The following is a 25,173-nucleotide window of genomic DNA, read 5'->3' as shown; positions in this document are numbered from 1 at the left end:
GCAATAAATGCATTTTCGTCCCGACCTGGCCCGCTGGCGCCAGCTGCCATCGCCGACATGGCTGGCGCACCTGCTCGCTGGCGCGCCCGTGCCGGCGGCGCCGGGCGGGGCGTGGCGCCTGTTCGAGGTAGGCTGCGACAGCCTGCCGGCCTATGCGGCCGGCCATATTCCGGGCGCGCGGTATATCGACACCAACCGCCTCGAGCGCCAGCCGTTGTGGAACAAGGTGTGCGACCATGCCCTGCTGGCGCTGCTGCTGGAAAACGGCATCCGCCACGACACCACCGTCATCCTGTACGGCCGCAGTTCGCTGGCGGCGGCCCGCGCCGCCCACCTGATGCTGTATGCCGGGGTGGCCGACGTGCGCCTGCTGGACGGCGGCTTCGACGGCTGGCTGCGGGCCGGCCAGGTCCTGGAGCAGGGCGCCGGAGCGGCGCCGCAGCCTGCAACGTCCTTCGGCGCCGCCTTCCCGGCCAGGCCCGACTACCTGATCGACACCAGCCAGGCGCGCGAGCTGCTGCGCCAGCCGGACGGCGCCCTGGTCAGCATCCGCACCTGGCAGGAGCATGTGGGCGCCACCTCCGGCTACAGCTATATCGATGCGCGCGGCGACATTCCCGGCGCGCGCTGGGGCCGGGCCGGCAGGGACGGCGACGTCCACAGCATGAGCGAATACCAGCATGCCGACGGCACCATGAAAGCGCCGGCGGAAATCAGCGCCTTGTGGCGCGAGGCGGGCATCGTCCCGGGCCAGCGCACCGCCTTCTATTGCGGCACCGGCTGGCGCGCATCGCTGGCCTTTTTCTATGCCTGGCTGATGGACTGGGAGCGTATCAGCGTATACGACGGCGGCTGGTGCGAGTGGAGCCGCCTGCACCCCCGGTGTTAAAGTAGGACTTCCACAAAAGAGGAGGTGCGCAATGGATCACCTGCCTGGCCCCGCCGGCTTGCCGCTGGTGGGTAATGTCGGACTCGATACCTCGGCCTTTCACCATACGCTGGAGCAGTGGGCGCGCGAATTCGGCCCGCTCTACCGCTTCCGCATGATGGACCGGCGCTTCGTCGTCACCAGCCGGCGCAGCGATATTGCGCAAATCCTGCACGACCGGCCCGAGCAGTGGCGCCGTTCGCGGCGCGTGGCCGGCATCATCGACGAGGCGGCGGCGCGCGGCGTCTTCTCCGCCGAGGGCGATGAGTGGCGCCGCCAGCGCAGGCTGGTGATGCAGGCGCTGACGCCGGAAGTGATCAACCGCTTCCATCCCACCTTGCAGGCCATGACCGAGCGGCTGCGCCGGCGCTGGCTGGCGGCGGCCGAAGGGGGGCAGCCCCAGCGTTTGCTGCGCGACCTGAAAGCCTTTGCGCTGGACGTCATCATCGGCATGGCCATGGGCCAGGACCAGGACATGCTGGCGCACGAGGACAACCCGCTGCAGCGGGATATCGAGTTCGTCTTCGGCCAGGTGGCGCGGCGCATGGTGGCGCCGGTGACCTACTGGCGCAAGGTCAAGCTGCCGGTGGACCGCGCCACCGAAGCGGCAGGTCTGCGCATCCGCGCGGCGGTCGACGGATTCATCGCCGATGCGCGCGCCCGCATGGCGGCCAACCCGGCCCTGTTCGACAAGCCGGGCAACCTGCTGGAAGCCATGCTGGTGGCGCGCGACCGGCCCGATTCGGGCATCAGCGACCAGATCGTGCAGGCCAACGCCATCAATATGGTGTTCGCGGGCGAGGACACCACGGCCAACACCATCGGCTGGCTGCTCTATCTCTTGTCGCGCGCGCCGCAGGCAGCGGCGCGGCTGGCCGAGGAGGCCGATGGAGCGCCCGGCCTGGAGCAGATGCCCTACCTCGATGCCTGCGTGCAGGAAGCGATGCGGCTCAAGCCGGTGGCCCCCATCATGGGCGCCGAAGCCGTGCACGATGTGGCGCTGGACGGCGTGCAGGTGCCGGCCGGCGTGGTGGTCTTCATGCTGCTGCGCCATTCCTTCGAGCGCGAAGTGCCGCTCGACGATGGCGGGCAATTCCGTCCCGAGCGCTGGCTCGACCCCGCCATGAAGGAAAAATTCGACGATCCCGGACGCAAGATGGTGCCCTTTGGCGGCGGCCCGCGCTTTTGCCCGGGACGCTACCTCGCCATGTGCGAGATCCGCACGGTGATGTCGATGCTGGCGCGCAGCTTCACCATCGAGGCAGTGCCCGATGCGCCGCCGGTGCAGGAGTTGTTCACGCTGACCATGACGCCCAGTGCATTGCCCGTCGTGCTGCGGCCGCGCGCCCCGGCATAGCTTTGCCTGTCTGATAATATGCTGCGGCAACAGGGAGGTGCAATCGGGCCAACAGGACTATACTGGTCCTAATCATTCCCCGGGGGCTGCCATGAAACCAACCTTGTTGTTTGCCGCAGTCCTGCTGGCTGGCCAGAATGCACTGGCCGCCGCCCCGCTGCGCACCGACCATCCGATTGTCGGCACATGGCGCTTTGAATTGCCGGACGGTTCCTGCCACGAAATGTACCGCATCCGCTCGGACGGCACGGCCTTGATCACCAGCGCCGCTGAAATCGCGGAATCGGAGTTCGTGATCGACGACCAGCCCGATGGCGACGGCTTCTACCGGTCCAACGACAAGATCGTCAAGGACAACGGCAAACTGGACTGCACCGGAGAAGTGACCGCGGTCGGCCACCAAATCCAGTCCTTCATCGTGTTCCATCCCTCGAACAATATGTTCCTCATGTGCCAGCGGCGCGATATGGCCAGCTGCATCGGGCCCTTCATCCGCGTGCGCGGCACTGAAATCTAGCGTGCGGCGGCGCGCCATGCCCCCGGGTTCATGCCGGACCACTCGCGGAAGGCATGGGTGAAGGCGCTTTGCTCCTGATACCCCAGCAGGAAGGCGATATCGACCAGGGACAGGCCCGGCTGGCGCAGGTAGTCGCGCGCCAGCGCAAAGCGCGCCTCGTCCAGCACCTGCTGGAAGCTGGCGCCGGCGTCGGCCAGCTTGCGCTGCAGGGTGCGCGGCGACATGCCCATCTCTTCGGCCACGCTGGCCACCCGCACCTGGCCCTGCGCCAGGCGGCGCACGATGGCCTGGTGCACCTGCGCCGCGATGCCCGCGGCGGCCGGCACGGCACGCTGCCGGAGCAGCTGCTCGGCGTGCTGCTGCAGCACCGGATACAGGCTCACATCGGCGTTCGGCACCGGCCAGGCCAGCATGGCGGCGTCGAATTGCGCCACATTGGACGGGGCGTTGAAGCGGGGCAGGGCGCCGAACACGCGCAGGTATTCGGCATGGCCGGCCGGGTCGCCGCCGTCGTGCGCCAGCGACAGGCTGGCCGGCGGCAGCGTGGCGCCGGCCAGCCAGTTGCCGAACACGCGTATGCCGGCGAACACGCTGTCGGCCAGGTGGCGGCAGTGCGCCGGGTAGTTCGAATGCCAGGCATAGTCGGCCAGCGCGCCGTGCACCTGCAGCGTGGAGCGCCCCAGGTCGTGCGCCAGCTGCTCATAGCGCATGGTCTGCTCGAAAGCCTGGCCGAAGTCGCGGCAGGAGAGCAGGATCAGGCCGTACACGGTGTAGGTGCCCAGTTTCACGCGTTCGCCCACGTGCAGGCCGAAATGCGGGTCGCCCGCCAGGTCGGCGGCCAGCTCCAGCAGCGTCACATAGGTGTCGGCCGGCAGCGCCTCCGGCAGGGGTTCCAGGGCGCCGGCGGGCAGGCCGGCGGCCAGCGCCAGGGCTTGCGCGCTCACGCCGCGCGCAGCGGCCGCCTCCAGCATCGGTTGCAGGTAGGAGCCCGCGACGCGGGCGTGCTTGGCATGATCTAACAATTCGGCTGGCATGAATACGCAAGACTGTCGGGCGGCGATGGTTTAATCTCTATTGAGTAAAGTATAACAAGGGATTGCATATGAAACGTTGGAACGGTTGGGGCGAGGAGACATTCGAGTATGCGCTGCATGGCGAGGCGCTGGCCTTCCTGGCCGAGCGTGTCGGTCCCGGAACGGCGGTGCAGGATGCCAGCTTTGAGGCCGCCTGCGCTTCGCTGGCGCCGTCGCGCCTGGCGGCGCACCCGCAGGTGGACGCCAGTCCCGCCACGCGCCTGCGCAACGCCCTCGGCCAGAGCCTGCCGGACTGGCTCAAGCTGCGCTACGGCCGCATCGGCACGGCGCCGGACGGCGTGGCTTATCCGGAAAGCGCGCAGCAGGTGCGCGAGCTGATCGACTATGCCCAGCGCCAGGGCTTGTCCTTGATCCCGCAGGGCGGCGGCACCAGCGTGGCCGGCCACCTGACCGCGCCGGACGGCGACAAGCCGGTGCTGGCCGTGAACATGACCCGCATGGGGCGCCTGCACCACCTGGACAAGCAATCGCAGCTCGCCACTTTCGGCGCGGGCGTGCTGGGGCCCGACCTGGAAGCGCAGCTGCGCGCCCACGGCTATATGCTGGGCCACTTCCCGCAATCGTTCGAATATTCCACGCTGGGCGGCTGGGTGGTCACCCGCTCGTCCGGCCAGCAGTCGCTGCGCTATGGCCGCATCGAGCAGATGTTCGCCGGCGGCGTGGTGGAAACGCCGCAGGGGCGGCTGGACATCCCGACCTTCCCGGCATCGGCCGCCGGCACCGACCTGCGCGAAATCGTGCTCGGTTCCGAAGGCCGCATGGGCATCCTGACCGAAGCGACGGTGCGCGTCAGCCCCGTGCCCGAGTATGAAGCCTTCCACGCCGTGTTCTTCCCGGACTGGGAGCGCGCCGAAGCGGCGGTGCGGGCGCTGGCGCAGGCGCGCGGCGGCCTGTCCATGCTGCGCCTGTCCAATCCCCTGGAAACGGTGACCATGCTGGCGCTGGCCGGCCACAAGCGCCTGATCGGCCTGCTGGAAGGCTGGCTGCGCCTGCGCGGCTGCGACCAGGGCAAATGCATGCTGATGCTGGGCGCCAGCGGCCCGCGCGCCCAGGCCCGCGCCGCGCTGCGCAGCGCCATCGCGGCCTGCAAGGGCTACAACGGCGTGCACGTCGGCCGCCGCATGGGCGACAAGTGGAAGGAGGGCCGCTTCCGCAACGTCTACCTGCGTAACGCGGCCTGGAAGCACGGCTATGTGATCGACACGGTGGAGACCGCGGTCGACTGGCCGCGCGTCGGGCAGATGATGCGCGCCGTCGAGGCGGCGGCCACCGATGCGCTGGGCGGCCTGGGCGAGAAAGTGCATACCTACACCCACCTGTCGCACCTGTATGCGCAGGGCGCCAGCGTCTACACCACCTTCGTCTACCGCCTGGGCGGCGACTACGACACCGATATGGCGCGCTGGCGCGCGCTCAAGCACGCGGTCAGCTCGGCGATCGTCGCCAACGGCGGCACCATCAGCCACCAGCACGGCGTGGGCAGCGATCACGCGCCATACCTGGCGGCGGAAAAGGGCGCGGCGGGTATCGCCGCCATGCAGGCGCTGTTCGCCCACTTCGACCCGCAGGGCATCATGAACCCGGGTAAGCTGCTGCCGGCGGGGCAGGCGGCATGACAGCGGCGCACTGGGCGCCCGGCGGCCGCGCGCTGGCGGCGGGCCTGCTGGCGCAGGAATGGGACCTGCTGGTGGTCGGCGGCGGCATCACCGGCGCCGGCATCCTGCTGGAAGCGGCGCGGCGCGGCCTGCGCGCACTGCTGGTCGAGCAGCGCGATTTCGCCTGGGGCACCTCCAGCCGCTCCTCCAAGCTGGTGCACGGCGGCCTGCGCTACCTGAAAGAGGGCCAGTTTTCGCTGACGCGCGAATCGGTCCATGAACGCGACGCCCTGCTGCGCGACGCACCCGGCCTGGTCGAGCCGCAAAGCTTCGCCTTCGGCGACTATGCCGGCCGCAAGCCGGGCCGCAAGACCTTCCTGCTTGGCCTGGCAATCTACGACCGCATGGCCGGCCAGCATGCGCGCCATTACTTCCGCGCGCAGGAATTCCTGGCCATGGCACCGCATATCCGCACCGACGGCCTGCAGGGCGGCATCTGCTACCAGGATGCAAAAACCGACGATGCGCGCCTGGTGCTGCGCGTGCTGCAGGAAGCCCAGGGTCTCGGGGGCGCGGCCCTCAATTACTGCGCGGTGCAGGCGCTGCTGCGCGAAGACGGCGAGGCGGGCCGCGTGCGCGGCGCACGCCTGCGCTGCGGCATCAGCGGCCAGACGCACGAGGTGCGCGCCAAACTGGTGGTCAACGCCACCGGCGCCTGGGCCGACCGGCTGCACGCGCAGCCGGCCGTGCGCCTGCGCCCCTTGCGCGGCAGCCACCTGGTGCTGCCCGCCTGGCGCCTGCCGCTGGCGCAGGCGATCAGCCTGATGCACCCGAAAGACGGCCGCCCGGTATTCGCCTTCCCGTGGGAGGGCGTCACCATCGTCGGCACCACCGACGTCGACCACCGCGCCGACCTGCAGCAGGAAGCGGCCATCACGCAGGAAGAAACCGACTACCTGATGGCGGCCCTGCACGACCAGTTCCCGACGCTGGCGCTGGCCGAGCGCGATGTGCTGGCGACCTACGCCGGTGTGCGTCCCGTGATCGACACCGGCAAGGCCGACCCGTCGAAAGAGGCGCGCGACCACGTGCTGTGGCAGCAGGACGGCCTGTTGACCGTCACCGGCGGCAAGCTGACCACCTTCCGCGCCATCGCCCTGGACGTGCTGCGCCATGCCGCGCCGCAGCTGCCGCACTGGCAGCCCGATTTCGATCCACAGCCCATCTTCGCGCCGGCGCCGGTGCCGGACGGCGGCCGCACTCCGCACCTGCCGCCCGGCCAGGCACGCCGCCTGCAAGGGCGCTACGGCGCGCAAGCCGCTGCACTGGCCGCCGCCGCGCAGGCGGGCGAACTGGAAGCGATCCCCGGCACCGAAACCCTGTGGGCGCAGCTGCGCTGGGCGGCGCGCCACGAATCGGTCCAGCACCTGGAAGACCTGATGCTGCGCCGCAGCCGGCTGGGCATCCAGCTGGCGCAGGGTGGGGCGGTCATCCTCGACCGCGTACGCGCCATCTGCCAGCCGGAACTGGGCTGGGACGGCCAGCGCTGGGCTGCCGAAGAAGCGGCCTATCTGGCATTATGCCGATCCCATTACAGCTTGCCGAAAGCACGCGCATGAGCAAATACCTTCTCTCCATCGACAATGGCACGCAAAGCGTGCGCGCGCTGCTGTTCGACCTGCAAGGCAATCTGCTGGCCAAGACCCAGGTGCACCTGGAGCCGGCCTACTATTCCGAACAGCCCGGCTGGGCGGAACACAAGGCCGAAGGCTACTGGGACGCCGTATGCGCCGCCTGCCAGCGCCTGTGGACCGTGACCGATATCCCACGCACGGCCATCGCCGGCGTTGCCGTCACCACCCAGCGCGGCACCGTGGTGGCGGTCGACAGCGACGGCAAGCCGCTGCGCGCCGCCATCACCTGGCTCGACCAGCGCCGCACGGAACAGGTGCCGCCCATCAGCCCACTGTGGAAGGCCGCCTTCAAGCTGGCCCGCGTGGACGGCACCATCGACTACTTCCGGCGCGAAGCGGAAGTGAACTGGATCAAGGCGCACCAGCCCGGCCTGTGGGACCGTACCCACAAATTCCTGCTGCTATCCGGCTACTTGAACTACTGCCTGAGCGGGCGCTATGCCGACTCCACCGGCTCGCAGGTGGCCTACATGCCCTTCGACTACAAGCACCACGCCTGGGCCGGCGCGCGCGACTGGAAATGGCAAGCCCTGGCCGTGCGGCCGGACCAGCTGCCGGAACTGGTGCAGCCGGGCAGCGTGATCGGCGCCGTCAACGCCTTCGCCGCCGCCGCCACGGGCATCCCGGAAGGCGTGCCGCTGGTGGCGGCAGCCGCCGACAAGGCCTGCGAAGTGATCGGCGCCGGCGGCCTGGAACCGCACATCGGCTGCCTCAGCTACGGCACCACGGCCACCATCAACACCACCACCAGCAAATACGTCGAAGTCACGCCCTTCATCCCGCCATACCCTGCGGCCATTCCGGGCGCCTACAGCACCGAAGTGCAGATCTTCCGCGGCTACTGGATGGTGAACTGGTTCAAGGAGCAGTTCGGCCACCTGGAACAATCGGCGGCGATGGAGCAGGGCATGCCGCCGGAAGCGCTGTTCGACCGCCTGGTGAACGACGTGCCGCCCGGCTCGATGGGCCTGATGCTGCAGCCCTACTGGAGCCCCGGCATCAAGGTCCCGGGACCGGAAGCCAAAGGCGCCATGATCGGCTTCGGCGACGTGCACACGCGCGCCCACATGTACCGCGCCATCCTGGAAGGCCTGGCCTACGCCCTGCGCGAAGGGCGCGAGCGCATCGAAAAGCGCAGCGGCACGCGCATCACGGAACTGCGGGTGGCGGGCGGCGGCTCGCAAAGCGACGCCGCCATGCAGCTCACGGCCGACATCTTCGGCCTGCCGGCCGCGCGCGCCCACGTCTACGAAACCAGCGGCCTGGGCGCCGCCATCGCGATCGCAGCGGGCCTGGGCCTGCACCAGGACTTCCACAGCGCGATCAACGCCATGACGCGCAAGGGCCGCGTCTTCCAGCCCGACCCGGCGCACCGCAAGACCTACGACCAGCTCTACCACCGGGTCTACCTGAAGATGTACAAACGGCTGCAGCCGATGTACGCCGAAATCGCCGACATTACCGGCTATCCCGAGAAGCTTTAAAAGAGAAAGCCGGGGTCAGCTCTGGCTTTCAACTTTATCGTTTGGCGAGGGCGGCGCGGGCCGCTTCGATGGCGGTGGTGGGCGGGCGGGTGGCGCGCACCTGGTTGCGGCCGTCTTCCTTGGCGGCGTACATGGCGCGGTCGGCGGCGACGAACAGCGATTCGATATTGTCCGCCGGCGTCGGGCATAGCGTGGCCACGCCGATGCTGACCGTGATGTGCGGCGAGGTCGCCGAACGCGGATGCGGGATGCGCAAGGCTTCCACGTGCAGGCGTATCGATTCGGCCATCTGGAAGGCGGAATCGGCGTCGGTTTCGGCAAACAGTAGCACGAATTCTTCGCCGCCGTAGCGTGCCGCCAGGTCGGTCACGCGCAGCGCGTGCGCGCTGATCGCTTGCGCCACCTGCTGCAGGCACAGGTCGCCTTGCGCATGGCCCAGCGTGTCGTTGTACAGCTTGAAGTGGTCGACGTCGAGCACCACCAGCGACAGCGGGGCGCCGGTGCGCATGGCGCGCTGCCATTCCTTTTCGAGGAAGGAGTCGAAGTGGCGCCGATTGGCGATCTTGGTCAGCGGGTCGATCATGGCCGCCCGCTGCAGCGCGTCTTCCGACAGCTTGTGGTGCGTGATGTCGTGCAGCAGGCCGATGAACAGCGGCTGGCGCAGGAACATCGGCGTCAAGGTCAGGTCCATGCACACCGATTTGCCGGTGCGGTGGCGGATGATCACTTCGCGCGTGCCGTGGCTATGCGCCGCTTCCGGGTTGGCGGCGTAGCGCGCGAAGTATTCCAGGTATTCGTTGGCGACCAGCGGGTTGAGCAGGTCGGAAATCGTCTTGCCCGCCAGTTCGTGCGACATATACCCCAGGTACTGGTCGCAGGCCGGGTTGGTGAACTGGATGCGGCCGTCGGCTTCGATGATCAGCAGGCCTTCGGCCATATTGTTGACGATCGTGCGCAGGCGCTCCGATTGCTCCTGCTGCGTCTCGGTGGCGAAGCGGATGTGCAGCTGCGTGCGCACGCGCGCGCAGACTTCGGCCATGCGCAGCGGCTTGCCGATGTAGTCGACCGCGCCCAGTTCAAAGCCGGCCACCACGTCTTCCTGTGCGTTGCAGGCGCTCATGAACAGCACCGGGATGTCTTCCGTGGCGGGATGCGATTTGAGCTGGCGGCAGGTTTCAAAACCGTCCATGCCGGGCATGACCACATCGAGCAGGATCAGGTGCGGATGGACGCGGCGCGCAATCTCCAGCGCGCGCTCGCCGGAATTGGCGACATAGGTCTGGTAACCCTGCTCGACCATCGACTTGCGCAGGACCGAGAGGTTGTCCGGCGCATCGTCGACAATCAATATCACAGCGTCACGCCGTGGAGTAAAGCTGGTACCGCCTTGGTTCATGCTGACAGTGGGGTGTGGAGGATATGCCGACGATAATACCGTGTTGCCAATTGGAATTGTCAAAATTCAAGGTCGCTTTGGTTGAAAAAAGACGTTCCCATGGGGTTCGGTCGGGATAGTTTCCGCGGCTGCATGGGATTTGTGACATTGTGTGCATATCTGACTACATTTGCTGACATTCCGGCAACGGTAATCCGCCCGTCTTTTGCATGTTTTTTATCTGTCTGAAGAGCAATAGAATGATGGCTCATTCAACTTTTCGAGATCACCATGAAAAAACCTGCACTCCTGCTGCCACTCCTGTTGACCGCTGTCGCCCTCAGCGGCTGCAAGGTGATCGACACCGGCGAGGTGGGCTTGCGCGTCAACTTCGACAAGACCGTCGAAGCCGAGGAGCGCGTGGCGGGCAGTTTCAACCAGACCATCATCGGCTCCATCCTGACTTTCCCGATCAAGGATGTCAGCGTCGACGTGCGTGACCTGATGCCGCTGGCGTCTGACAATTCGACCATGAAGGACTTCGACCTGGCGGTGATCTACAACATCACGCCGTCGGCCGTGTCCGACCTGTGGGTCAACAAGAGCCGCGCTTTCCACACCACCGATGCCAGCGGCGATATCTACCTGATGCACGCCTACATCTACCAGACCGCGCGCAATGCGGTGTACAAGGTGGCGCGCAAGTACGAGGCGCTGAACATGAACGACAACCGGGCCCAGATCGAGCAGGAGATCCAGGCCACCATGATTTCCACGCTGGCCGACGAGAAACTGAACGGCATCGTGATTTCCCAGGTGCGTGTGGGCAGCATGGTACCGAGCGATGCGGTCAAGGCCAGCGCCGACAATCTGGTGCGCGCCAAGAACGAGGAGAAGACCAAGGAGGTCGAGGTGCAGATCGCGAAGAAGGAAGCCGAGCGTATCGCGGCCCTGAACGCCAATGCCGGCGCCATCTCCTATATGCAGGCGCAGGCCCAGATGAAAATCGCCGAGGGCATTGCGGCGGGCAAGGTGCAGACCGTCGTGATCCCGTACGACTTCAAGGGCATGGTCAACGTGTCGAGCAAATAAATGGGCGCATCCGCTGCCCCGTGTCATAATCGAAAGCAGCGATTGGCGACATGGGGAGGGCGGCATGCGGAGCTTCTGGCGCAGCGTGGCATTTCTGCTGGCAGGTTCTTGCCTGCCGGCGTATGCGGAAAAGATCCCGGCGCCAGCCTGTCCGGCCCGTCCCATCGTGGTGGGCCTCTACGAATTCGGCAACTTCTATCACGCTGGCGCGGGCCTGGACAAGGATCTGGCGGAGGAGCTGCGCAAGCGCAGCGGCTGCAATTTCACCTATAAGGTCATGCAGCGGCGCTTGATCTGGGCCGGCCTGCAAAGCGGTTCGGTCGATATGACCTTTTCCGCCGCGGTCACGCCCGAACGCCTGGTCTTCGCCTGGGCCGAACCTTATATGTGGGTGAAGAATATGGTCGTCCTGCGCAAGGATGCCGGCGCCAACGTGCACTCCCTGGCCGAGTTCATTGCCGACCCCGGCCTGCGCCTTGGCTATGGGCGCGCGTATGCGGCGGGACCGGCGTACGAGGAGTTCGTGACCCAGCTGCGCAATATTGGCCGCGTCGAGGATGTCGACGATGGCGAACGCCTGTACGCCATGTTCAAGGCGGGGCGCTTCCAGGCGCTGCTGGCGCCCAAGCTGGTGTATGCCAGTTATCTGAAGGATGAAATCGCGGCCGGGGACGTGCGCGTCGAGGACTGGAGCGCGCCCAGGCCGCATGGCGCCGCCAGCATGATGATGGGTAAAAAGCTGTTCAGCCCCGAGGCGGCGCGGCGCTGGGGCGGCTTGCTGAAGGAGATGCGCGCCGACGGCACGCTGCTGCGCCTCATTGCCCGTTATGCCGAGCAGGATGAGGCGGGCAAGATGCTGGTGCCGGCGCCTTAGAGGCTGTTTCAAAATGGGCGTGGCTAGGCGCAGCGACGAAGGCAGTGCGCCTGCACGGCAAGGAGCTGCAACAACGCCATGGCCATTTTGAGACGGCCTCTTAGGGCTTATTGCCGCAGCGTCGGCGCGGAGTAGGCCGCCACACGCGCCAGCTCCTCCTGCGTGAAAGCGGCGCGCGCCTGGCCGCAGTCCGCGTTGCCGGCGCAGGCCGCCTGCAAGGCAGCCACCCGCCGGCGCCAGTCTGCTTCGGCCGCCTCCATCCGAGCCAACGCTTCCATTTGCTGCGCCGTCAGGCTTGCCGCGCGCAGGCGATGGACCTCCTGTTCGCCTTTACCCTGCCGGCGCGCATCGTGCACGCGGGCTTCGACGCTGGCAATGCCGACTGCGGCGCTGGCAGCGGGAGGTGCCGCAGCGGGCGGCGTTGCCTGCTCCCGGGGCATGGGTGCGTTGGCGCCGGTTGCCCTGGATGCCGCTGGTGCGGGCGCGGGCGGCGCTATCCCCGCGCCGGAGCGCCATAGCGCCGCCGCCAGGCCGAGCGAGGCAAGGGCCAGTGTGGTGCGCACGCTTACAGCCCTCCGATGATGCCGAGAAGGTTGTCGTAGATCGGGTAGACCGCCCATGTCGGCGAATCCCAGCCGATCACGTCGAAGTGGTCGTATTGGTCGTAGTAGCCGATATAGTTCCAGCTGCCTTTGACCGGCCTGCCGTCGAAGTTGCGCTGCGCCTGGCCGGATGGCCCGCGCATCGAGCTGGTATTCACCACGCCGTCGTTGGCATACCATTCCGGCCCGCGGTAGGAGCCCATGCCGCGCTGCAGGATGGACGGCACCACCCATTCGCCGGCGGTGTTCTTCAGGAAGAAGATCATGTCGTTGCGGGCGTACTGGTAGTCGCTGTTCTGGAACGGGGCGATGACGCGGTCCGTGTTGTTGCAGCACCAGCTGCCTTGCTCGGTGGCGCGCGAACCGATGGAGAAGTAATAGACATTGGGCGACGTCTTGACCCAGGCGTTCAATTGCGCGGCGCCGTCGGGCGCCAGGTCCCACTGCGCGGCGTCGTGGTTGGACAGCTGCCAGAACGGCGCACCGCGCGTGCGGCCGATGAAGTCGCCGATCGATTCGGCGGGGCCCTGCGCCAGTCCGTATTGTTCGAGGCGGAATTTGTAGCCGCTGCCGCCCGATCCGCCCAGCCCCGCCAGCTGAACGATGCTGCCAGCCAGCTCTGAGACTTTCGGCACAAAATCGATGACCACGTCGCGCAGCGTGGTGCCGTTGTGGGGCGAGGAGATGGAGGTGGCGCTCTTGACCCAGCCCGTTTTGCCGCCCGCATACAACTCGCCGCCGCCTTCGCTGCCGGCGCCGTTCGGGGCGCCGTTTTCCAACAGCTGGACCAGGGTGCGGATGGTTTGCCCGCCCTGGCTGTGCGAGACGAAATGCACTGGATGCTGGGCGTCCCATTGCGGGTAGAGCGCCAGCGGATAGCTATTCGGGTTGTTGTTGGGATCGGCGGCCCAGCATTTGCCGGATGGCTTCTGGAGATGGCCGGCGGCCGCATTGTCGGCCGTATGGCGTGCGCCATAGTCGGCGCAGCCGCCCTTGATCTGGTAATACAGTTCGACCGCGCGGTCCCAGTTCGAGCTGACCGGCCCGACGCCGGCGGTGAATACCGGGCGCTGGGTCGCACGGATATGCGCGGCGATGTCGTTGAAGCCGCCCCAGTATTTGAATCCTGTGGCGGCGAAGGTGTCAGGCCCGAAGCCGAGGAAGCCGTGCACCAGCACGACCGGATCGTTGTTCGCGGCATGGGCGGAGGAGGCGGCCAGGCAGGCGGCCAGCGCGAGTTTGGATAGCACTTTCATGCGGTGTCTCCCGTGGTTTTTTAGTGTGATTCATTTCACCACGGTGCGCGTGCGCACGGTTGCGGGACAACCGTGCCTGCGGAGCCAATCGCCATGCACGGCGAGCCATCCGGCCCCGCTAGTCCAGCCCGGCCAGGATCGCCATCAGCCTGTCGTACATCTTCAGGGAGGCGGATGGCTTGCCGTCCCAGCCGATCACGTCGAAGTGATCGGCGCCCTTCATGAGCTCCAGGTGATTCCAGACGCCCTTGGCCGGCTTGCCGTCCAGCGCCTGGATCCTGCTGCCTTCGGGGCCAGCCATGCTGATCGTGTTGACCACGCCGTCGTTGGGGAACCAGCGTTCGTCGGTGGGCACGCGGCCCGCTGCGGTTTGCTGGAAGGAGCCCATGCCGCGCTGCCCGAAGGAAGGCACCACCCATTCGCCGGCGGTGTTCTTCAGGATCAGGGACATGTCGGCGCGCGGGTACTGGAATTCCTTGCCGAACAGGGTGAGCGACTCGGTCGCTTGCGCGCTGACGGAAAAATAGTAGACGCTGGGCGAGGTTTTCACCCAGCTATTCAATTCCCTGGCGCCATCCGGGGTCAGGTCCCATTGCGCGGAGTCGTGGTTGGCCAGGTTCCAGAACGGATGGCTGCGGGTGCGATCGAAAAATTCCTTGAACGATTCGGCGGTGCTGGCGGCCATGCCGTACTGCTCGAGGCGGAACTTGAAGCCGCTGCCGCCCGACCCGCCTGCGCCGGTGGCCTGCACGGCCAGGCCGGCCAGGGTCGACGTGTCGGGCAGCCAGCCAACCACCACGTCGCGCAGGGTGGTGCCATTGTGCGGCGTTGCGATGGACGTCGCGCTGATAACCCAGTGGCTGGCCCCGGCCTGACCCACGGTGCCCTGGTCCAGCATCTGGATCAAGGTGCGGATGGTTTGCCCGCCCTGGCTATGCCCGAGCAGGTGGATAGGGTGGTTGGCATCCCACTGCGGATACAGGGCGAGCGGGTAGTTGTTCGGATTGTTGGTGGGGTCGGCCGCCCAGCATTTTCCAAGCGGCTTCTGAATATGCCCGGCGCCCGCGTGCTGAGCCGCGTGGCGCTCGCCATAGTCGGCGCAGCCGCCCTTGATCTGGTAATACAGCTCGATCGCGCGGTCCCAGTTGGAACTGACGGGACCCACGCCAGCCGTGAAGACGTCCCGGCCGCTGCCAGCTCGGATGTACTGCGCGATATCGTTAAAACCGCCCCAGTACAGGAAGCTGCCGCCCATGGTGCTGCGGTCGAAGCCGAGGAAGCCGTGCACCAGTACCAGCGGCGGCTTGCTGGCCGCTTGCGCGCCGCCGGCGGCCGCCAGGCATGCGGCGAGGAGGAGCCGCGCTATGGTTTTCATTGTCCTTCTCCATGAAAAACGGGGCATGCCCTGCATAGGACATGCCCCGTTCGATTCAGCAAGCCAGGCTTACATGCGTGCTTTGATCAGCTTGCCCAGCACTTCGATGCCGGCGTGGATACGCTCCGGCGGCACGGTCACGAAGGACAGGCGCAGGGTGTTGGTGGCCGGTTCGTTGGCGTAGAACGGCGCGCCCGGCACGAAGGCAATCTTGTTCTTGATCGCTTCGTCCAGCAGTTCCATGGCGTTGATGTGCGCTGGCAGCTCGACCCAGATGAACATGCCGCCGTCCGGCTTGGTCCAGGTGGCTTCTTTCGGGAAGTGCTGGTCCATGGCGTCCAGCATGGCCTTGCACTGGTTGCCGTACAGTTCGCGGATGGTCGGGATGTGCTGGTCCAGGAAGCCGTCCTTCACCACTTCGTGCACCACCATCTGGGTCAGCTGCGCGGTGTGCAGGTCGGCGGCCTGTTTGGCCAGCTCCAGGCGGCGCACCATCGGCAGCGGCGCCACCACGTAGCCCAAGCGGATGCCGGGGGTCAGCACCTTGGAGAAGGAACCCATGTAGATCACGCCTTCCGGATTCATGGCGATCATCTTCGGGCTTGGCTGGCCGGTATACGACAGCGCGCCGTATGGATCGTCTTCGATCAGCGGCAGGTTCAGGCGGGCGCAGGTCTCGACCAGCTCCTGGCGGCGCTGCACGGACAGCGAGCGGCCGGTCGGGTTCTGGAAGTTCGGCAGCGCGTACAGCAGGCGCGCACCTTCGGCGATGGCGTCCAGCGACGATGGAATCAGGCCGTGTTCGTCCGATGGCACCGAATGGAATTCCGGACGGTACACCGAGAACGCTTGCAGCGCGCCCAGGTAGGACGGGGTTTCGACCAGCACCTTGCTGCCTTCGTCGATCAGCACCTTGCCGATCAGGTCCAGCGCCTGCTGCGAGCCCGACACCATCAGCACCTGTTCCGGCGAGATCTTGGCGCCGTTATGGGACAGCGAATCGGCGATCCACTGGCGCAGCGGCATATAGCCGTCGGTCGGGCCGTATTGCAGGGCGACTTTGCCGTGGGTCGACAGCACCTTGTCGAACGCTGCCTGCATGATCTCCACCGGGAAGGTGGCTGGCGATGGCAGGCCGCCGGCGAAGGAGGTGATTTCAGGCTGCTGGGTGACCTTCAGGATCTCACGGATGAAGGAAGCCTGCATGCCTTTGGCACGCTTGGAGAAATTCCACTGCAACGGGTTTGGGGTCTCGATTTTCATTTTTCAATTCTCAAGCGGTGAGGCGGGATTAAGCGGCGATTTCAGCGATCAGTTCAATTTCCACGCAGGAGCCAAGCGGGATCTGCGCCACGCCGAACGCGGAGCGCGCATGCTTGCCGGCGTCGCCGAACACCTCGCCCAGCAGCTCGGAGCAGCCGTTGGTGACCAGGTGCTGTTCGGTGTAGTCGGGAGTGGAATTCACCAGGCTCATGACCTTGACGATGCGCTTGACGCGGGTCAGGTCGCCGCCGCAGGCTTCCTGCAGGGTGCCCAGCATGGTGATGGCGATGGAGCGTGCTGCCTGCTGGCCTTCTTCGGTCGAGATATTCTTACCCAGCTGGCCAACCCAAGGGGTGCCATCGGCCTTCTTTGCGATGTGGCCGGACAGGAATACCAGGTTGCCGGTTTGTACATGCATCACATAGGCGGCGACCGGGGCGGCCGGCGCGGCCAGGGTGATATCGAGCGACTTCAGTTTTTCGTAGACAGACATGTAATTTCCAGGAAAAGGGGTGCCGTGAAAACGCTATTGTACTCTGCGGCTTGCCGAATTCGTCACGGTCAACGGGCCACTTTCATGCGTTTTCCTGCGCCGACGACGGCAATTACGGCAAAAGTGAACAGAATATGCTCAATATGCAAAGTTTCGTTCAGGACCAGGGCGGCCGCCGCCAACGATAATCCGGGCTGGGCCAGCTGGACCTGGCCGACCCGCGCCACGCCGCCCAGCGCCATACCGCGATACCAGAAGAAGAAGCCGATAAACATGGAGAACACGGAGACGTAGCTGAAGCCCAGCCAGGCGCTGGCCGGTGCGGCGGCAATGCCGGCCCAGTCGCGCCACAGCAGCCAGGCAGCGGCCGGCCCGGCCAGCGGCAGGGACAGCACCAGGGCCCAGCCGATCACCTGTTCGCCGCCCATGCTTTGCGACAGGCGGCCGCCTTCGGCATAGCCCATGGCGGCCAGGCCCACGGCGGCGAAAATGGCCAGGTCGGCGGCGTGCAGTCCTCCACCCGATTGTTTCAGCGCGAAGCCGACCACCAGCGCGCTGCCGGCAGCGGCCATGATCCAGAAGCCGGCCGAGGGGCGCTCATGGCCGCGCAGCGCGGCGAACAAGGCCGTGGCCAGCGGCAGGATGCCGACCAGGACCGCGCCGTGAGAGGCGGGCAGGGTGCGCATGGCGATGGATGTCAGCAATGGGAAGCCGAGCACGCAGCCGATGGTGACGGCCAGCAGGGTTGGCAACTGGGCGCGCGTTGGCAGGGGCGCGCGTTTCCAGCGTAGCCAGCACAGTGCCAGTACAGCGGCCGCCACAGCGCGGCCCATGGCCACAAAGAGCGGGTCGAGGCCGGCCACCGCCAGGCGCGTGAAAGGGAGCGTCAGGCTGAAAATGGCGACGCCGATGAAGCCGAGCAGCATGCCTTGCGATTCGCCGGCCAAAACCGGTAAACCAGGGTCTGACCCAAGGGTGAGACCCGCACCTTCAGCCGCCGCAAGCTCGGGTCTGACCCTCGGGTCAGACCCAGGTTTACCGGTTTGGCGCTTCGCCTCCCACCGCGGAAAATCATGCGAATACGGCGTCACGGCAGCACCTCCGACAGCACCCGCATCGCCTTGTCCGCATCGACATTGGCGCCCGTCAGCGGCAGGCCCACCTTGCAGCCCGCCACGCGCGGATCGTGCTTCAGGCGCAAGGCCGCCGCCAGCGCGGCCGCCCCGGCGCCTTCGGCCAGGTTATGCGTAGCCCGGTAATAAAGACGGATCGCCCGCGCCACTTCCTCATCGCTGACGGCAACCACCTCCTCCGCATAACGCTGCACCACTTCCAGCGACCCGGCATGTGGCCGGCGGCAAGCCATGCCGTCCGCCAGTTCGGTGGTCGACGGCGCCTCGCGCAGCTCTCCGCTGCGGTAGGAATCGAGATAGGCCGTGGCATGCCCGGACACCACCCCGATCACGCGGGTGCGCAGGCCGAGCGCCTCGCGCGCCGCAATCGCCGCGCAAAAGCCCGAGCCCTGGCCGATCGGTACGAACACCGTGGCAAGCGCCGGCTGGGCATGGAATAGCTCCATCCAGTAGCTGGCCACGCCTGCCACGTTGTCCGGGTGGCAGGACGGCACCATATGCAAGCCTTCGCGCCGCGCCAGTGCCTGGGCGTACTCGTGGCTGGCCTGGAAATCGTCGCCATATTCGACCAGCTCCCCGCCGAGGGCGCGCACGGCGGCGTTCTTTTCAACGCTGTTACCGTGCGGGACCACGATGACGGCCCGCACGCCATGGCGCCGGGCGGCGTATGCCACCGCCTGGCCGTGGTTGCCGCGCGTGGCGGCGATCACTCCGGGCAGCCCCGGCTCGCGCTGCATCAGCTGGTGCATATAAACCAGGCCGCCGCGTACCTTGAAGGCGCCAGTCGGCGTATGGTTTTCGTGCTTGACCCAGGCTTCGGTGCCCAGGGCGTCGTTCAGCAGCGGCCAGGAATACTGTGGGGTGGCCTGCATGGCGCCATAGACGATGGCGGCGGCGGCGTCGAGTTCCGTGCGGGATGGCAGCAGGTTCATGGCAATCTCTCTGGTAATTTCTTTGGCAATTGAGGGGGAATGCGTGTATCGTAGAATAAGTGACCAGTACAGTACCAGTACACTTAAGCGGATAATTTCACGCACTGTGATGGTGATATGACCAATACAATCCTCCTCAGCCGCGCGGGCGGCGAGTCGCTCAGCGACCAGATCGTGCGCAGCGTGGCCGCCCGCATCGACGACCGCGTGCTGCGCGCCGGCGCGCGCATGCCCTCGATCCGGCAGTTCGCCAACGCGCACGGCGTGTCGCCCTTCACCGTGGTTGGCGCCTACGACAAGCTGGTGGCGCGCGGCTATCTGGAGTCGCGCCGCGGCGCCGGCTTTTTCATCCGCGACCGCGCGCCGCTGCAGGCGCCGCCGGCCCCGCGCGACGCCGGGCTGGCGCCGCACGAGGGCACGCAGGGCCTGGACGTGGTCTGGCTGGTGCGCAATATGTTCCGTACCGTGCCGCACCAGTACATGCCCGGCACGGGCGTGCTGCCGGCTGACTGGCTGGACGGGGTGGCGATCGGCAACGCGCTGCGCGCCATCAGCCGCCAGCACAGCAGCATCCTGCTGAACTACGGCGTGCCGCAGGGCTATCTGCCGCTGCGCCAGCACCTGCAGCACAAGCTGGCCGAATTTGAAATCGGCGCGGCGCCCGAGCAGATCGTCACCACCGCCGGCGTGACGCAGGCGCTGGACATGGTGGCGCGCGAATTCACCCGGCCCGGCGATACGGTGTTCGTGGACGATCCGGCCTGGTTCCTGATGTTCGGCTCCTTCGCCGCCCTGGGCGCGCGCGTGGTCGGCATCCCGCGCCTGGCCGACGGGCCCGATATCGCGCAGCTGGCCGAGCTGGCCGCGCTCCACAAGCCCAAGCTGTACGTGATCAATTCGGTGCTGCACAACCCCAGTTCAAGCTCGCTGTCGGCCGCCAAGGCGTTCCAGATCCTGCGCATCGCCGAGGAGCACGACATCACCATCGTGGAAGACGATATCTACTGCGACCTGCACCCGGGCAGCAGCGTGCAGCCGGCCACCCGCATGGCGGCGTTGGACCAGTTGCAGCGGGTGATCTACCTGGGCGGCTTTTCCAAGACCATGGCCGCCAACCTGCGCGTGGGCTTCATTGCCACCTCGGAGGAGCTGGCGCAGCGCCTGGCCGACCGCAAGATGCTGCAGACTCTGACCACCAGCGACATCGGCGAGCGCGTGGTGCACAAGGTGCTGTCGGAGGGCAGCTACCGCAAGCATACGGAGCGCATCCGCACACGCCTGGACGGCCTGCGCGCGCGTACCGTGCGCCAGCTGGAAAAGACGGGAATGCGCATTGCCAGCGCACCGCCGGCGGGCATGTTCGTGTGGGTGGACGCGGGGCGCGACACCAATGCGCTGACCGAAAAAGCGATGGCGCAGGGCTTGCTGCTGGCGCCGGGCAGCCTGTTTTCGCCCAGCCAGCTGCCGTCGCAGTTCATGCGGCTGAACATCGCCGCGCTGCAGGCGCCGGAGATCTGGCGTTTCCTGCAGCGCGAACTGGGGGCCTAGGCTATTTGCCGTCCTGCATGGCGACCAGGGACAGGCCGGCCGCTTCGGTAGCGGCGGCCAGGCTCAGTTGGGCGTCCTTGCCCAGCACCAGCCGGACGTCGCTGCTGGCCAGCTGTTTGCTGGAGAGCTGCGCCTTGCCTTGCAAGGCTTTTTGCAAGCCGGCCGCCTGCTTTTCGAAGCCGGGGCTGTACTGGATGGTGGTGCTCACCTGCTTGTACGGCTTGTCGTTGCTCAGGCGTTCGACCGGGATGCCCATCTGTCCCAGCACATTGCGGAAGCGGCGCGCCATGCCGGTGACGCCGTTGCCGTTGGCCACCTCCAGGCGCGCCATGCGGACCTTGTCGGCCTGGGCTACGGCCTGCACGGCGGGCTTGGGCGCGACGGCGGCAACAGCTGGCGCTGCCGTCGCAGCCAGGGTAGCCGTGGCGGCCGGTGCCGCCACCGGATCCGCGGCCACGCGGGCTTTCAGCTCGTAGACATTGCCGGCGACCTTGACCAGCTCCATATGGCTGGCCACCTCTGGCGACGACGATGGCAGTACTGTCAGCAGCTGCGGCTCGCGGCGCGGCGCGGGGGCTGGCAGCGGCACAACCGACGGGGCCTGGGCCGAAGGGTCAGGCACGGAAGCGGCGACGGCGGCCGCCGCGGCAGTGGCTGGGGCAGTGGCTGGGGCTGGGGCAGGTGCCGCAGCCAAGCGCGGCTCGGCGCCGCCAGGCGCCTTGCCCAGCGCCGCTTCAGCCAGTTGCAGGTTCTGGAACGCCTTCGGCCCGGCGCCCAGCGCCATTGCGCGGTGCAGCGTTTGCGCGGCGCCGGCATGGTCGCCCATCAAGTGCAGCACATAGCCAAGGTTGGTATGCGGCTGCGCCTCGCCGGGAAAGTCATTGACCAGGGCCACCAGCGCCTTGCGCGCCGCTTCCAGGTCGCCCTGCTGCGCCTCGATCACCGCCACGGCGTTGCGCGCCTCGAGCTGGTTGGCGTCCAGGGCCAGCGACTGGGCGTAGGCGCCGAGCGCCAGGGCCAGCTGCCCGCGCTCATGGTGGAAGCGCCCCAGCCGGTTCCAGCTGGCGGCCTGGTTGCCCGGCATGTCGCCGCGCACGACCGGCTGCACCGCGAGCGGGCGGGCAGGAGGGGGGGCGCCGCAGCCCTGGATGAGGCCGCAACCCATTACGGCCAAGGCGATTGGCTTGAGCTTGATCATGGCAATTCCTTTCTAGCCGCCTTCGCCGCCCATGGTGGGCAGCAGCACGCGGTAAATCGAGATAAAGGCAGGCCCCATCAACACCACCAGCAAGGATGGGAAGATGAAGAAGATCAACGGGAACAGCAGTTTCAGCGAAATCTTTGCCGCGGCTTCCTCGGCGCGCTGGCGGCGGCGCGTGCGCAGCTGCTCGGACTGCACGCGCAGCGAATCGGCGATGCTGGTGCCGAAGCGTTCGGCCTGGATCAGCATGGCCACCAGCGCATCCACGTCCTCCACCCCGGTGCGCAAGGCCAGGTTGCGCAGGGCGCGCTCCTTGGACAGGCCGGCGCGCAGTTCGAGGGTCACCAGGTTCAGTTCATCGGCCAGGATCGGACTCTTGATGCCGATTTCGTCGGCTACGCGCAGCAGGGCGGCGTCCATCGCCAGGCCGGCTTCCACGCACACGGTCATCAGGTCCAGCGCGTCGGGGAAGGATTCGAAAATCTCCAGCTGGCGGCGGTTGACTGCGCGGCGCAGTACGAAATTTGGCAGGTAATAACCGAGGGCGGCGGCCAGCAGCAGCCAGAACATCAGGCCATTGCCGGACAAGCGTGAATTGGCCACCACCAGTGAGGCGTACAGTGCCATCGGCAGCATGATCGCAAGCGCCGTCTTGGCGGCGAAGTACAAGGGACCCATCGAGGCATGGCGCAGGCCGGCATTCATGAAGCGCGTGCGCAGCGCCGATTTTTCCCATTCCTCCGTTTCGCCTCCCGACAGCTTGGCGACCGGCGCCAGCCAGGCCGCGATGCGTGACAGCAGGTTCGGATTGATGCGCTCTCGCCGGCGCGAAGTGCCCGGCAAGTCGCTCACCTGTTGCAGCCTACCCTGGACCGGGTTGCCACTAAAACGCAGCATGAACGCATATGCGGTGCCGAATACAAGCAGGAACACCAGGGCCAGGAAAGCCATTTGAAGGACGTTCATAGCAATCTCCCTCTAGACGCGAATCCGGATAATCTTGCGCATGGCCAGTACCCCTAGCACCATCATGGTGAGGGCGCCCGCGACCATCTTTTGGCCGGCCGGGTCGGTATACAGCACGGCCAGGAAGGTCGGGTTGGTAATCTGGATCATCAGTGCGGCAGCGAAGGGCAGCAAGCCGAGGACCCAGGCCGACATGCGCCCCTCGGCCGACAGCACGCGGATCTGCCCGAGCAGCTTGATGCGCTCGCGCACGATCTTGCTGATGTTGTCCAGCAGCTCGGCCAGGTTGCCGCCGGTCTCGCGCTGGATCATCACGGCGATGACGAAGTAGCGCAGGTCGGTGCTGGGGACCCGCGTGGCCAGGTTCATCAGCGCATCGTTCATCGAGATGCCGAAATTGACCTCGTCGAAGGTGGTCTTGAATTCGTCGGCGATCGGCGCATTCATTTCATCGCCCACCATTTTCAAGGCGGTGGGGAAGGCGTGTCCAGCGCGCAGGGCGCGGCCGATCAGGTCCAGCGCATCGGGCAATTGCTGGTCCACTTTTGCCAGGCGTTTGCCTTTGGCGCTGACCACCAGCAGCAGCGGGATGGCGACCGAGAAAGCCATCAAGGGCAGTATCGCGAGCAGCGGCAGGCGCAGGAACAGGGCGAGACCGCCAACCAGCACGGGGCTGACCAGTGACAGAACGAGCAGGTCCGATACGGTCCATGTCATGCCCGATTGCTCCAGCAAGCGGTCAAGCTGGCTGACGCGCGGCATTTGTAGCAGCAGGCGCTGCATGACGGGCGTCTCGCTGAGCAGGCGTTTCTTGATCATCGAGGCGCTTTCTCCGCCGGCGTGGCCGCCGGCCGACATCATGCGCAGGCGGCGCGCGATGCGTTCCGCCTCTGGCCCCTTGGCTGAATTCCAGGTCAGGTACATCCCTTCGATCATCAGCACCACGGCCAGGAAGACCAGGATGCCGGTTGCGTAGTAGAGGTAATCCATGGCTTACATCCTCTTTTGCACGGTGGGGTCGAACATGTCGTCGGCCAGAGTGACGCCGAAGGTGCGCAGGCGCTCGCCGAAGCGCGGCCGCACGCCCGTGGCGCTGAAGAAGCCCTGCACCGAGCCGTCGGTGCCGACGCCGGTCTGCTTGAAGCAGAAGATTTCCTGCATGGTGATCATCTCGCCTTCCATGCCGGTGATCTCCTGGATCGACATCAGCTTGCGCTTGCCGTCGGTCAGGCGCGCCACCTGCACCACCACGCCGATCGCGGAGCTGATCTGCTGGCGCATGGCTTTTACCGGCAGGCCGGGGGCGCCCATGCTGATCATGTTTTCCAGGCGGGTCAGCGCGTCGCGCGGGGTGTTGGCGTGGATGGTGGCCATCGAGCCTTCGTGGCCGGTGTTCATCGCCTGCAGCATGTCCAGCGCTTCGGCGCCGCGCACCTCGCCCAGGATGATGCGGTCGGGGCGCATGCGCAGGGCGTTGCGCACCAGGGCGCGCTGCGTCACTTCGCCCTTGTTTTCGATATTCGGCGGCCGGGTTTCCAGGCGCACGATGTGCGGCTGCTGCAGCTGCAGTTCGGCGGCGTCCTCGATGGTGACGATGCGCTCGCTGTGGTTGATGTAGCCGGAAATGGCGTTCAGCATGGTGGTCTTGCCGGAGCCGGTGCCGCCCGAAATCAGGATATTGACCTTGCTCTTGCCCAGCGCCTGCAGGATGGTGGCCATGGCCTCGGTCATCGAGTTGAAGCTGATCAGCTCGGCCAGGCCGAGCGGGTCGGCCGAGAAGCGGCGGATCGACAGCACCGGGCCGTCGATGGCCAGCGGCGGGATGATGGCGTTTACGCGCGAGCCGTCCGGCAGGCGGGCGTCGACCATCGGGCTCGATTCGTCGATGCGGCGCCCCACGCGCGAGACGATCTTGTCGATGATCTTCATCAGGTGGGCGTCGTCGTTGAAGGTGATCGGGGTCAGCTCCAGGCAGCCCTTGCGCTCGACGTACACCTGGCGCGCGCCGTTGACCAGGATGTCCGACACATTGGGGTCGGCCAAGAGCGGCTCAAGCGGCCCGAAGCCCAGCACCTCGTACTGGATGTCGCGCGTCAGGTTGCGCCGCTCGCTGTCGTTGATCACGACCATGTTCTCTTCCAGCAGGCGCTCGACCAGCACTTTGAGCTCGTCGCGGATCTGGTCCTGCGTCAGGCGCTGCATGCCTTCCAGGTCGACCCGGTCGAGCAGCGTCTGGTGGATGCGGTGCTTGAGCTGCTGGTAGGCGCGATTGTCGATCGCCTCGGAAGTGCGCAGTGCGGCGACGTTGCTGTTGACCGGCGCGTTGGCGCCAAGGCGGTTGCGGAGGGTCTGGGCTGGGATCTGCATGGTCGGCTCCATGGGCTAGGCGTGGGT

The 25,173-nt window shown here is 66.6% G+C and carries 22 protein-coding genes; 9 read left to right on the top strand and 13 right to left on the bottom strand.

Going from position 1 to position 25,173, the window contains the following annotated elements:
• The first annotated feature begins 7 nt into the window (after window positions 1-7).
• The 3 genes from H597_RS32180 to H597_RS0123115 all read left to right on the top strand — a co-directional run bounded on the left by H597_RS32180 (window position 8) and on the right by H597_RS0123115 (window position 2,802).
• Window positions 8-889 (top strand): sulfurtransferase, encoded by an 882-nt coding sequence (locus H597_RS32180; RefSeq protein ID WP_035375042.1) that lies wholly within the window; start codon window positions 8-10, stop codon window positions 887-889.
• Between the two features lie 31 nt (window positions 890-920).
• On the top strand, window positions 921-2,285 hold the full coding sequence (locus H597_RS32175) for a cytochrome P450 (RefSeq protein WP_051294045.1): 1,365 nt from the start codon (window positions 921-923) through the stop codon (window positions 2,283-2,285).
• A 91-nt stretch (window positions 2,286-2,376) separates the two neighbouring features.
• Entirely contained in the window at window positions 2,377-2,802 is a 426-nt protein-coding gene (locus H597_RS0123115) for a hypothetical protein (protein WP_229632235.1), read from the top strand.
• Here the strand turns inward: H597_RS0123115 and H597_RS0123110 are convergent.
• Window positions 2,799-3,836 (bottom strand): AraC family transcriptional regulator, encoded by a 1,038-nt coding sequence (locus H597_RS0123110; RefSeq protein WP_028104196.1) that lies wholly within the window; start codon window positions 3,834-3,836, stop codon window positions 2,799-2,801. The two genes, H597_RS0123115 and H597_RS0123110, sit on opposite strands and share 4 nt — an antisense overlap.
• Before the next feature lie 68 nt (window positions 3,837-3,904).
• Between H597_RS0123110 and H597_RS0123105 the strand changes: the two genes are divergently transcribed.
• Genes H597_RS0123105 through H597_RS0123095 form a run of 3 tightly spaced genes read left to right on the top strand, consistent with a single transcriptional unit; the run spans window position 3,905 to window position 8,669 of the window.
• Window positions 3,905-5,512 carry an FAD-binding oxidoreductase gene (locus tag H597_RS0123105; protein ID WP_028104195.1) on the top strand — a complete coding sequence of 536 codons (1,608 nt, stop codon included), beginning with the start codon at window positions 3,905-3,907 and terminating at the stop codon, window positions 5,510-5,512.
• On the top strand, window positions 5,509-7,110 hold the full coding sequence (locus H597_RS0123100; protein ID WP_028104194.1) for a glycerol-3-phosphate dehydrogenase/oxidase: 1,602 nt from the start codon (window positions 5,509-5,511) through the stop codon (window positions 7,108-7,110). The genes H597_RS0123105 and H597_RS0123100 overlap by 4 nt, the downstream gene beginning before the upstream one ends.
• Window positions 7,107-8,669, top strand: coding sequence for an FGGY-family carbohydrate kinase (locus H597_RS0123095; RefSeq protein WP_028104193.1), 1,563 nt, complete (start codon window positions 7,107-7,109; stop codon window positions 8,667-8,669). The genes H597_RS0123100 and H597_RS0123095 overlap by 4 nt, the downstream gene beginning before the upstream one ends.
• A gap of 34 nt (window positions 8,670-8,703) precedes the next feature.
• Here H597_RS0123095 and H597_RS0123090 read toward each other — a convergent pair whose 3' ends face one another.
• Window positions 8,704-10,065 carry a diguanylate cyclase domain-containing protein gene (locus H597_RS0123090; RefSeq protein WP_028104192.1) on the bottom strand — a complete coding sequence of 454 codons (1,362 nt, stop codon included), beginning with the start codon at window positions 10,063-10,065 and terminating at the stop codon, window positions 8,704-8,706.
• Window positions 10,066-10,335: 270 nt separating this feature from the next.
• Between H597_RS0123090 and H597_RS0123085 the strand changes: the two genes are divergently transcribed.
• Complete coding sequence (locus H597_RS0123085) at window positions 10,336-11,136, top strand: SPFH domain-containing protein (RefSeq protein ID WP_028104191.1); 801 nt, start codon at window positions 10,336-10,338, stop codon at window positions 11,134-11,136.
• 64 nt (window positions 11,137-11,200) lie between these two features.
• Window positions 11,201-12,010: a substrate-binding periplasmic protein gene (locus H597_RS0123080; protein ID WP_028104190.1), complete on the top strand. Its 810-nt coding sequence runs from the start codon at window positions 11,201-11,203 to the stop codon at window positions 12,008-12,010.
• A 107-nt stretch (window positions 12,011-12,117) separates the two neighbouring features.
• Here H597_RS0123080 and H597_RS0123075 read toward each other — a convergent pair whose 3' ends face one another.
• The 7 genes from H597_RS0123075 to H597_RS0123045 all read right to left on the bottom strand — a co-directional run bounded on the left by H597_RS0123075 (window position 12,118) and on the right by H597_RS0123045 (window position 19,064).
• On the bottom strand, window positions 12,118-12,573 hold the full coding sequence (locus H597_RS0123075) for a hypothetical protein (RefSeq protein WP_154668236.1): 456 nt from the start codon (window positions 12,571-12,573) through the stop codon (window positions 12,118-12,120).
• Between the two features lie 2 nt (window positions 12,574-12,575).
• Complete coding sequence (locus H597_RS0123070) at window positions 12,576-13,868, bottom strand: esterase/lipase family protein (protein WP_028104188.1); 1,293 nt, start codon at window positions 13,866-13,868, stop codon at window positions 12,576-12,578.
• A gap of 118 nt (window positions 13,869-13,986) precedes the next feature.
• On the bottom strand, window positions 13,987-15,243 hold the full coding sequence (locus H597_RS0123065; protein ID WP_028104187.1) for an esterase/lipase family protein: 1,257 nt from the start codon (window positions 15,241-15,243) through the stop codon (window positions 13,987-13,989).
• Between the two features lie 69 nt (window positions 15,244-15,312).
• Complete coding sequence (locus tag H597_RS0123060) at window positions 15,313-16,506, bottom strand: aminotransferase-like domain-containing protein (RefSeq protein ID WP_028104186.1); 1,194 nt, start codon at window positions 16,504-16,506, stop codon at window positions 15,313-15,315.
• A 28-nt stretch (window positions 16,507-16,534) separates the two neighbouring features.
• Entirely contained in the window at window positions 16,535-16,999 is a 465-nt protein-coding gene (locus H597_RS0123055) for a RidA family protein (RefSeq protein WP_028104185.1), read from the bottom strand.
• Between the two features lie 68 nt (window positions 17,000-17,067).
• Window positions 17,068-17,925, bottom strand: coding sequence for a DMT family transporter (locus tag H597_RS0123050; protein ID WP_083941270.1), 858 nt, complete (start codon window positions 17,923-17,925; stop codon window positions 17,068-17,070).
• A gap of 161 nt (window positions 17,926-18,086) precedes the next feature.
• Entirely contained in the window at window positions 18,087-19,064 is a 978-nt protein-coding gene (locus H597_RS0123045) for a threonine dehydratase (RefSeq protein ID WP_028104183.1), read from the bottom strand.
• A gap of 117 nt (window positions 19,065-19,181) precedes the next feature.
• Here H597_RS0123045 and H597_RS32170 point away from each other — a divergent pair, with 117 nt between their 5' ends.
• The gene (locus H597_RS32170; protein WP_035375038.1) at window positions 19,182-20,612 is read left to right on the top strand and encodes an aminotransferase-like domain-containing protein; all 1,431 of its coding nucleotides are present in this window, start codon (window positions 19,182-19,184) and stop codon (window positions 20,610-20,612) included.
• A 1-nt stretch (window position 20,613) separates the two neighbouring features.
• Here the strand turns inward: H597_RS32170 and H597_RS0123035 are convergent, their stop codons facing one another.
• From H597_RS0123035 to H597_RS0123020, 4 genes are read right to left on the bottom strand one after another with little or no spacing between them, the layout of a single operon-like run.
• Window positions 20,614-21,810, bottom strand: coding sequence for a LytR C-terminal domain-containing protein (locus tag H597_RS0123035; RefSeq protein ID WP_028104182.1), 1,197 nt, complete (start codon window positions 21,808-21,810; stop codon window positions 20,614-20,616).
• 12 nt (window positions 21,811-21,822) lie between these two features.
• A complete protein-coding gene (locus H597_RS0123030) occupies window positions 21,823-22,779 on the bottom strand; it encodes a type II secretion system F family protein (RefSeq protein ID WP_028104181.1) in 957 nt (318 codons plus the stop codon).
• Window positions 22,780-22,791: 12 nt separating this feature from the next.
• A complete protein-coding gene (locus H597_RS0123025) occupies window positions 22,792-23,769 on the bottom strand; it encodes a type II secretion system F family protein (protein ID WP_028104180.1) in 978 nt (325 codons plus the stop codon).
• A 3-nt stretch (window positions 23,770-23,772) separates the two neighbouring features.
• Entirely contained in the window at window positions 23,773-25,146 is a 1,374-nt protein-coding gene (locus H597_RS0123020) for a TadA family conjugal transfer-associated ATPase (RefSeq protein ID WP_028104179.1), read from the bottom strand.
• Window positions 25,147-25,173: the final 27 nt, after the last annotated feature.

Source organism: Pseudoduganella violaceinigra DSM 15887 (assembly GCF_000425385.1).
Lineage (GTDB): Bacteria > Pseudomonadota > Gammaproteobacteria > Burkholderiales > Burkholderiaceae_D > Rugamonas > Rugamonas violaceinigra.
Note: the sequence above shows the minus strand (reverse complement) of the source record. Positions and strands in the feature narration are given on the sequence as shown.

Bases quoted from the DNA above. Each gene is read 5' to 3' on its own strand.
- H597_RS32180 (WP_035375042.1), top strand. From the start codon at position 8: ATGCATTTTCGTCCCGACCTGGCCCGCTGGCGCCAGCTGCCATCGCCG.
- H597_RS32175 (WP_051294045.1), top strand. From the start codon at position 921: ATGGATCACCTGCCTGGCCCCGCCGGCTTGCCGCTGGTGGGTAATGTC.
- H597_RS0123115 (WP_229632235.1), top strand. From the start codon at position 2,377: ATGAAACCAACCTTGTTGTTTGCCGCAGTCCTGCTGGCTGGCCAGAAT.
- H597_RS0123110 (WP_028104196.1), bottom strand. From the start codon at position 3,836: ATGCCAGCCGAATTGTTAGATCATGCCAAGCACGCCCGCGTCGCGGGC.
- H597_RS0123105 (WP_028104195.1), top strand. From the start codon at position 3,905: ATGAAACGTTGGAACGGTTGGGGCGAGGAGACATTCGAGTATGCGCTG.
- H597_RS0123100 (WP_028104194.1), top strand. From the start codon at position 5,509: ATGACAGCGGCGCACTGGGCGCCCGGCGGCCGCGCGCTGGCGGCGGGC.
- H597_RS0123095 (WP_028104193.1), top strand. From the start codon at position 7,107: ATGAGCAAATACCTTCTCTCCATCGACAATGGCACGCAAAGCGTGCGC.
- H597_RS0123090 (WP_028104192.1), bottom strand. From the start codon at position 10,065: ATGAACCAAGGCGGTACCAGCTTTACTCCACGGCGTGACGCTGTGATA.
- H597_RS0123085 (WP_028104191.1), top strand. From the start codon at position 10,336: ATGAAAAAACCTGCACTCCTGCTGCCACTCCTGTTGACCGCTGTCGCC.
- H597_RS0123080 (WP_028104190.1), top strand. From the start codon at position 11,201: ATGCGGAGCTTCTGGCGCAGCGTGGCATTTCTGCTGGCAGGTTCTTGC.
- H597_RS0123070 (WP_028104188.1), bottom strand. From the start codon at position 13,868: ATGAAAGTGCTATCCAAACTCGCGCTGGCCGCCTGCCTGGCCGCCTCC.
- H597_RS0123065 (WP_028104187.1), bottom strand. From the start codon at position 15,243: ATGAAAACCATAGCGCGGCTCCTCCTCGCCGCATGCCTGGCGGCCGCC.
- H597_RS0123060 (WP_028104186.1), bottom strand. From the start codon at position 16,506: ATGAAAATCGAGACCCCAAACCCGTTGCAGTGGAATTTCTCCAAGCGT.
- H597_RS0123055 (WP_028104185.1), bottom strand. From the start codon at position 16,999: ATGTCTGTCTACGAAAAACTGAAGTCGCTCGATATCACCCTGGCCGCG.
- H597_RS0123050 (WP_083941270.1), bottom strand. From the start codon at position 17,925: ATGCTGCTCGGCTTCATCGGCGTCGCCATTTTCAGCCTGACGCTCCCT.
- H597_RS0123045 (WP_028104183.1), bottom strand. From the start codon at position 19,064: ATGAACCTGCTGCCATCCCGCACGGAACTCGACGCCGCCGCCGCCATC.
- H597_RS32170 (WP_035375038.1), top strand. From the start codon at position 19,182: ATGACCAATACAATCCTCCTCAGCCGCGCGGGCGGCGAGTCGCTCAGC.
- H597_RS0123035 (WP_028104182.1), bottom strand. From the start codon at position 21,810: ATGATCAAGCTCAAGCCAATCGCCTTGGCCGTAATGGGTTGCGGCCTC.
- H597_RS0123030 (WP_028104181.1), bottom strand. From the start codon at position 22,779: ATGAACGTCCTTCAAATGGCTTTCCTGGCCCTGGTGTTCCTGCTTGTA.
- H597_RS0123025 (WP_028104180.1), bottom strand. From the start codon at position 23,769: ATGGATTACCTCTACTACGCAACCGGCATCCTGGTCTTCCTGGCCGTG.
- H597_RS0123020 (WP_028104179.1), bottom strand. From the start codon at position 25,146: ATGCAGATCCCAGCCCAGACCCTCCGCAACCGCCTTGGCGCCAACGCG.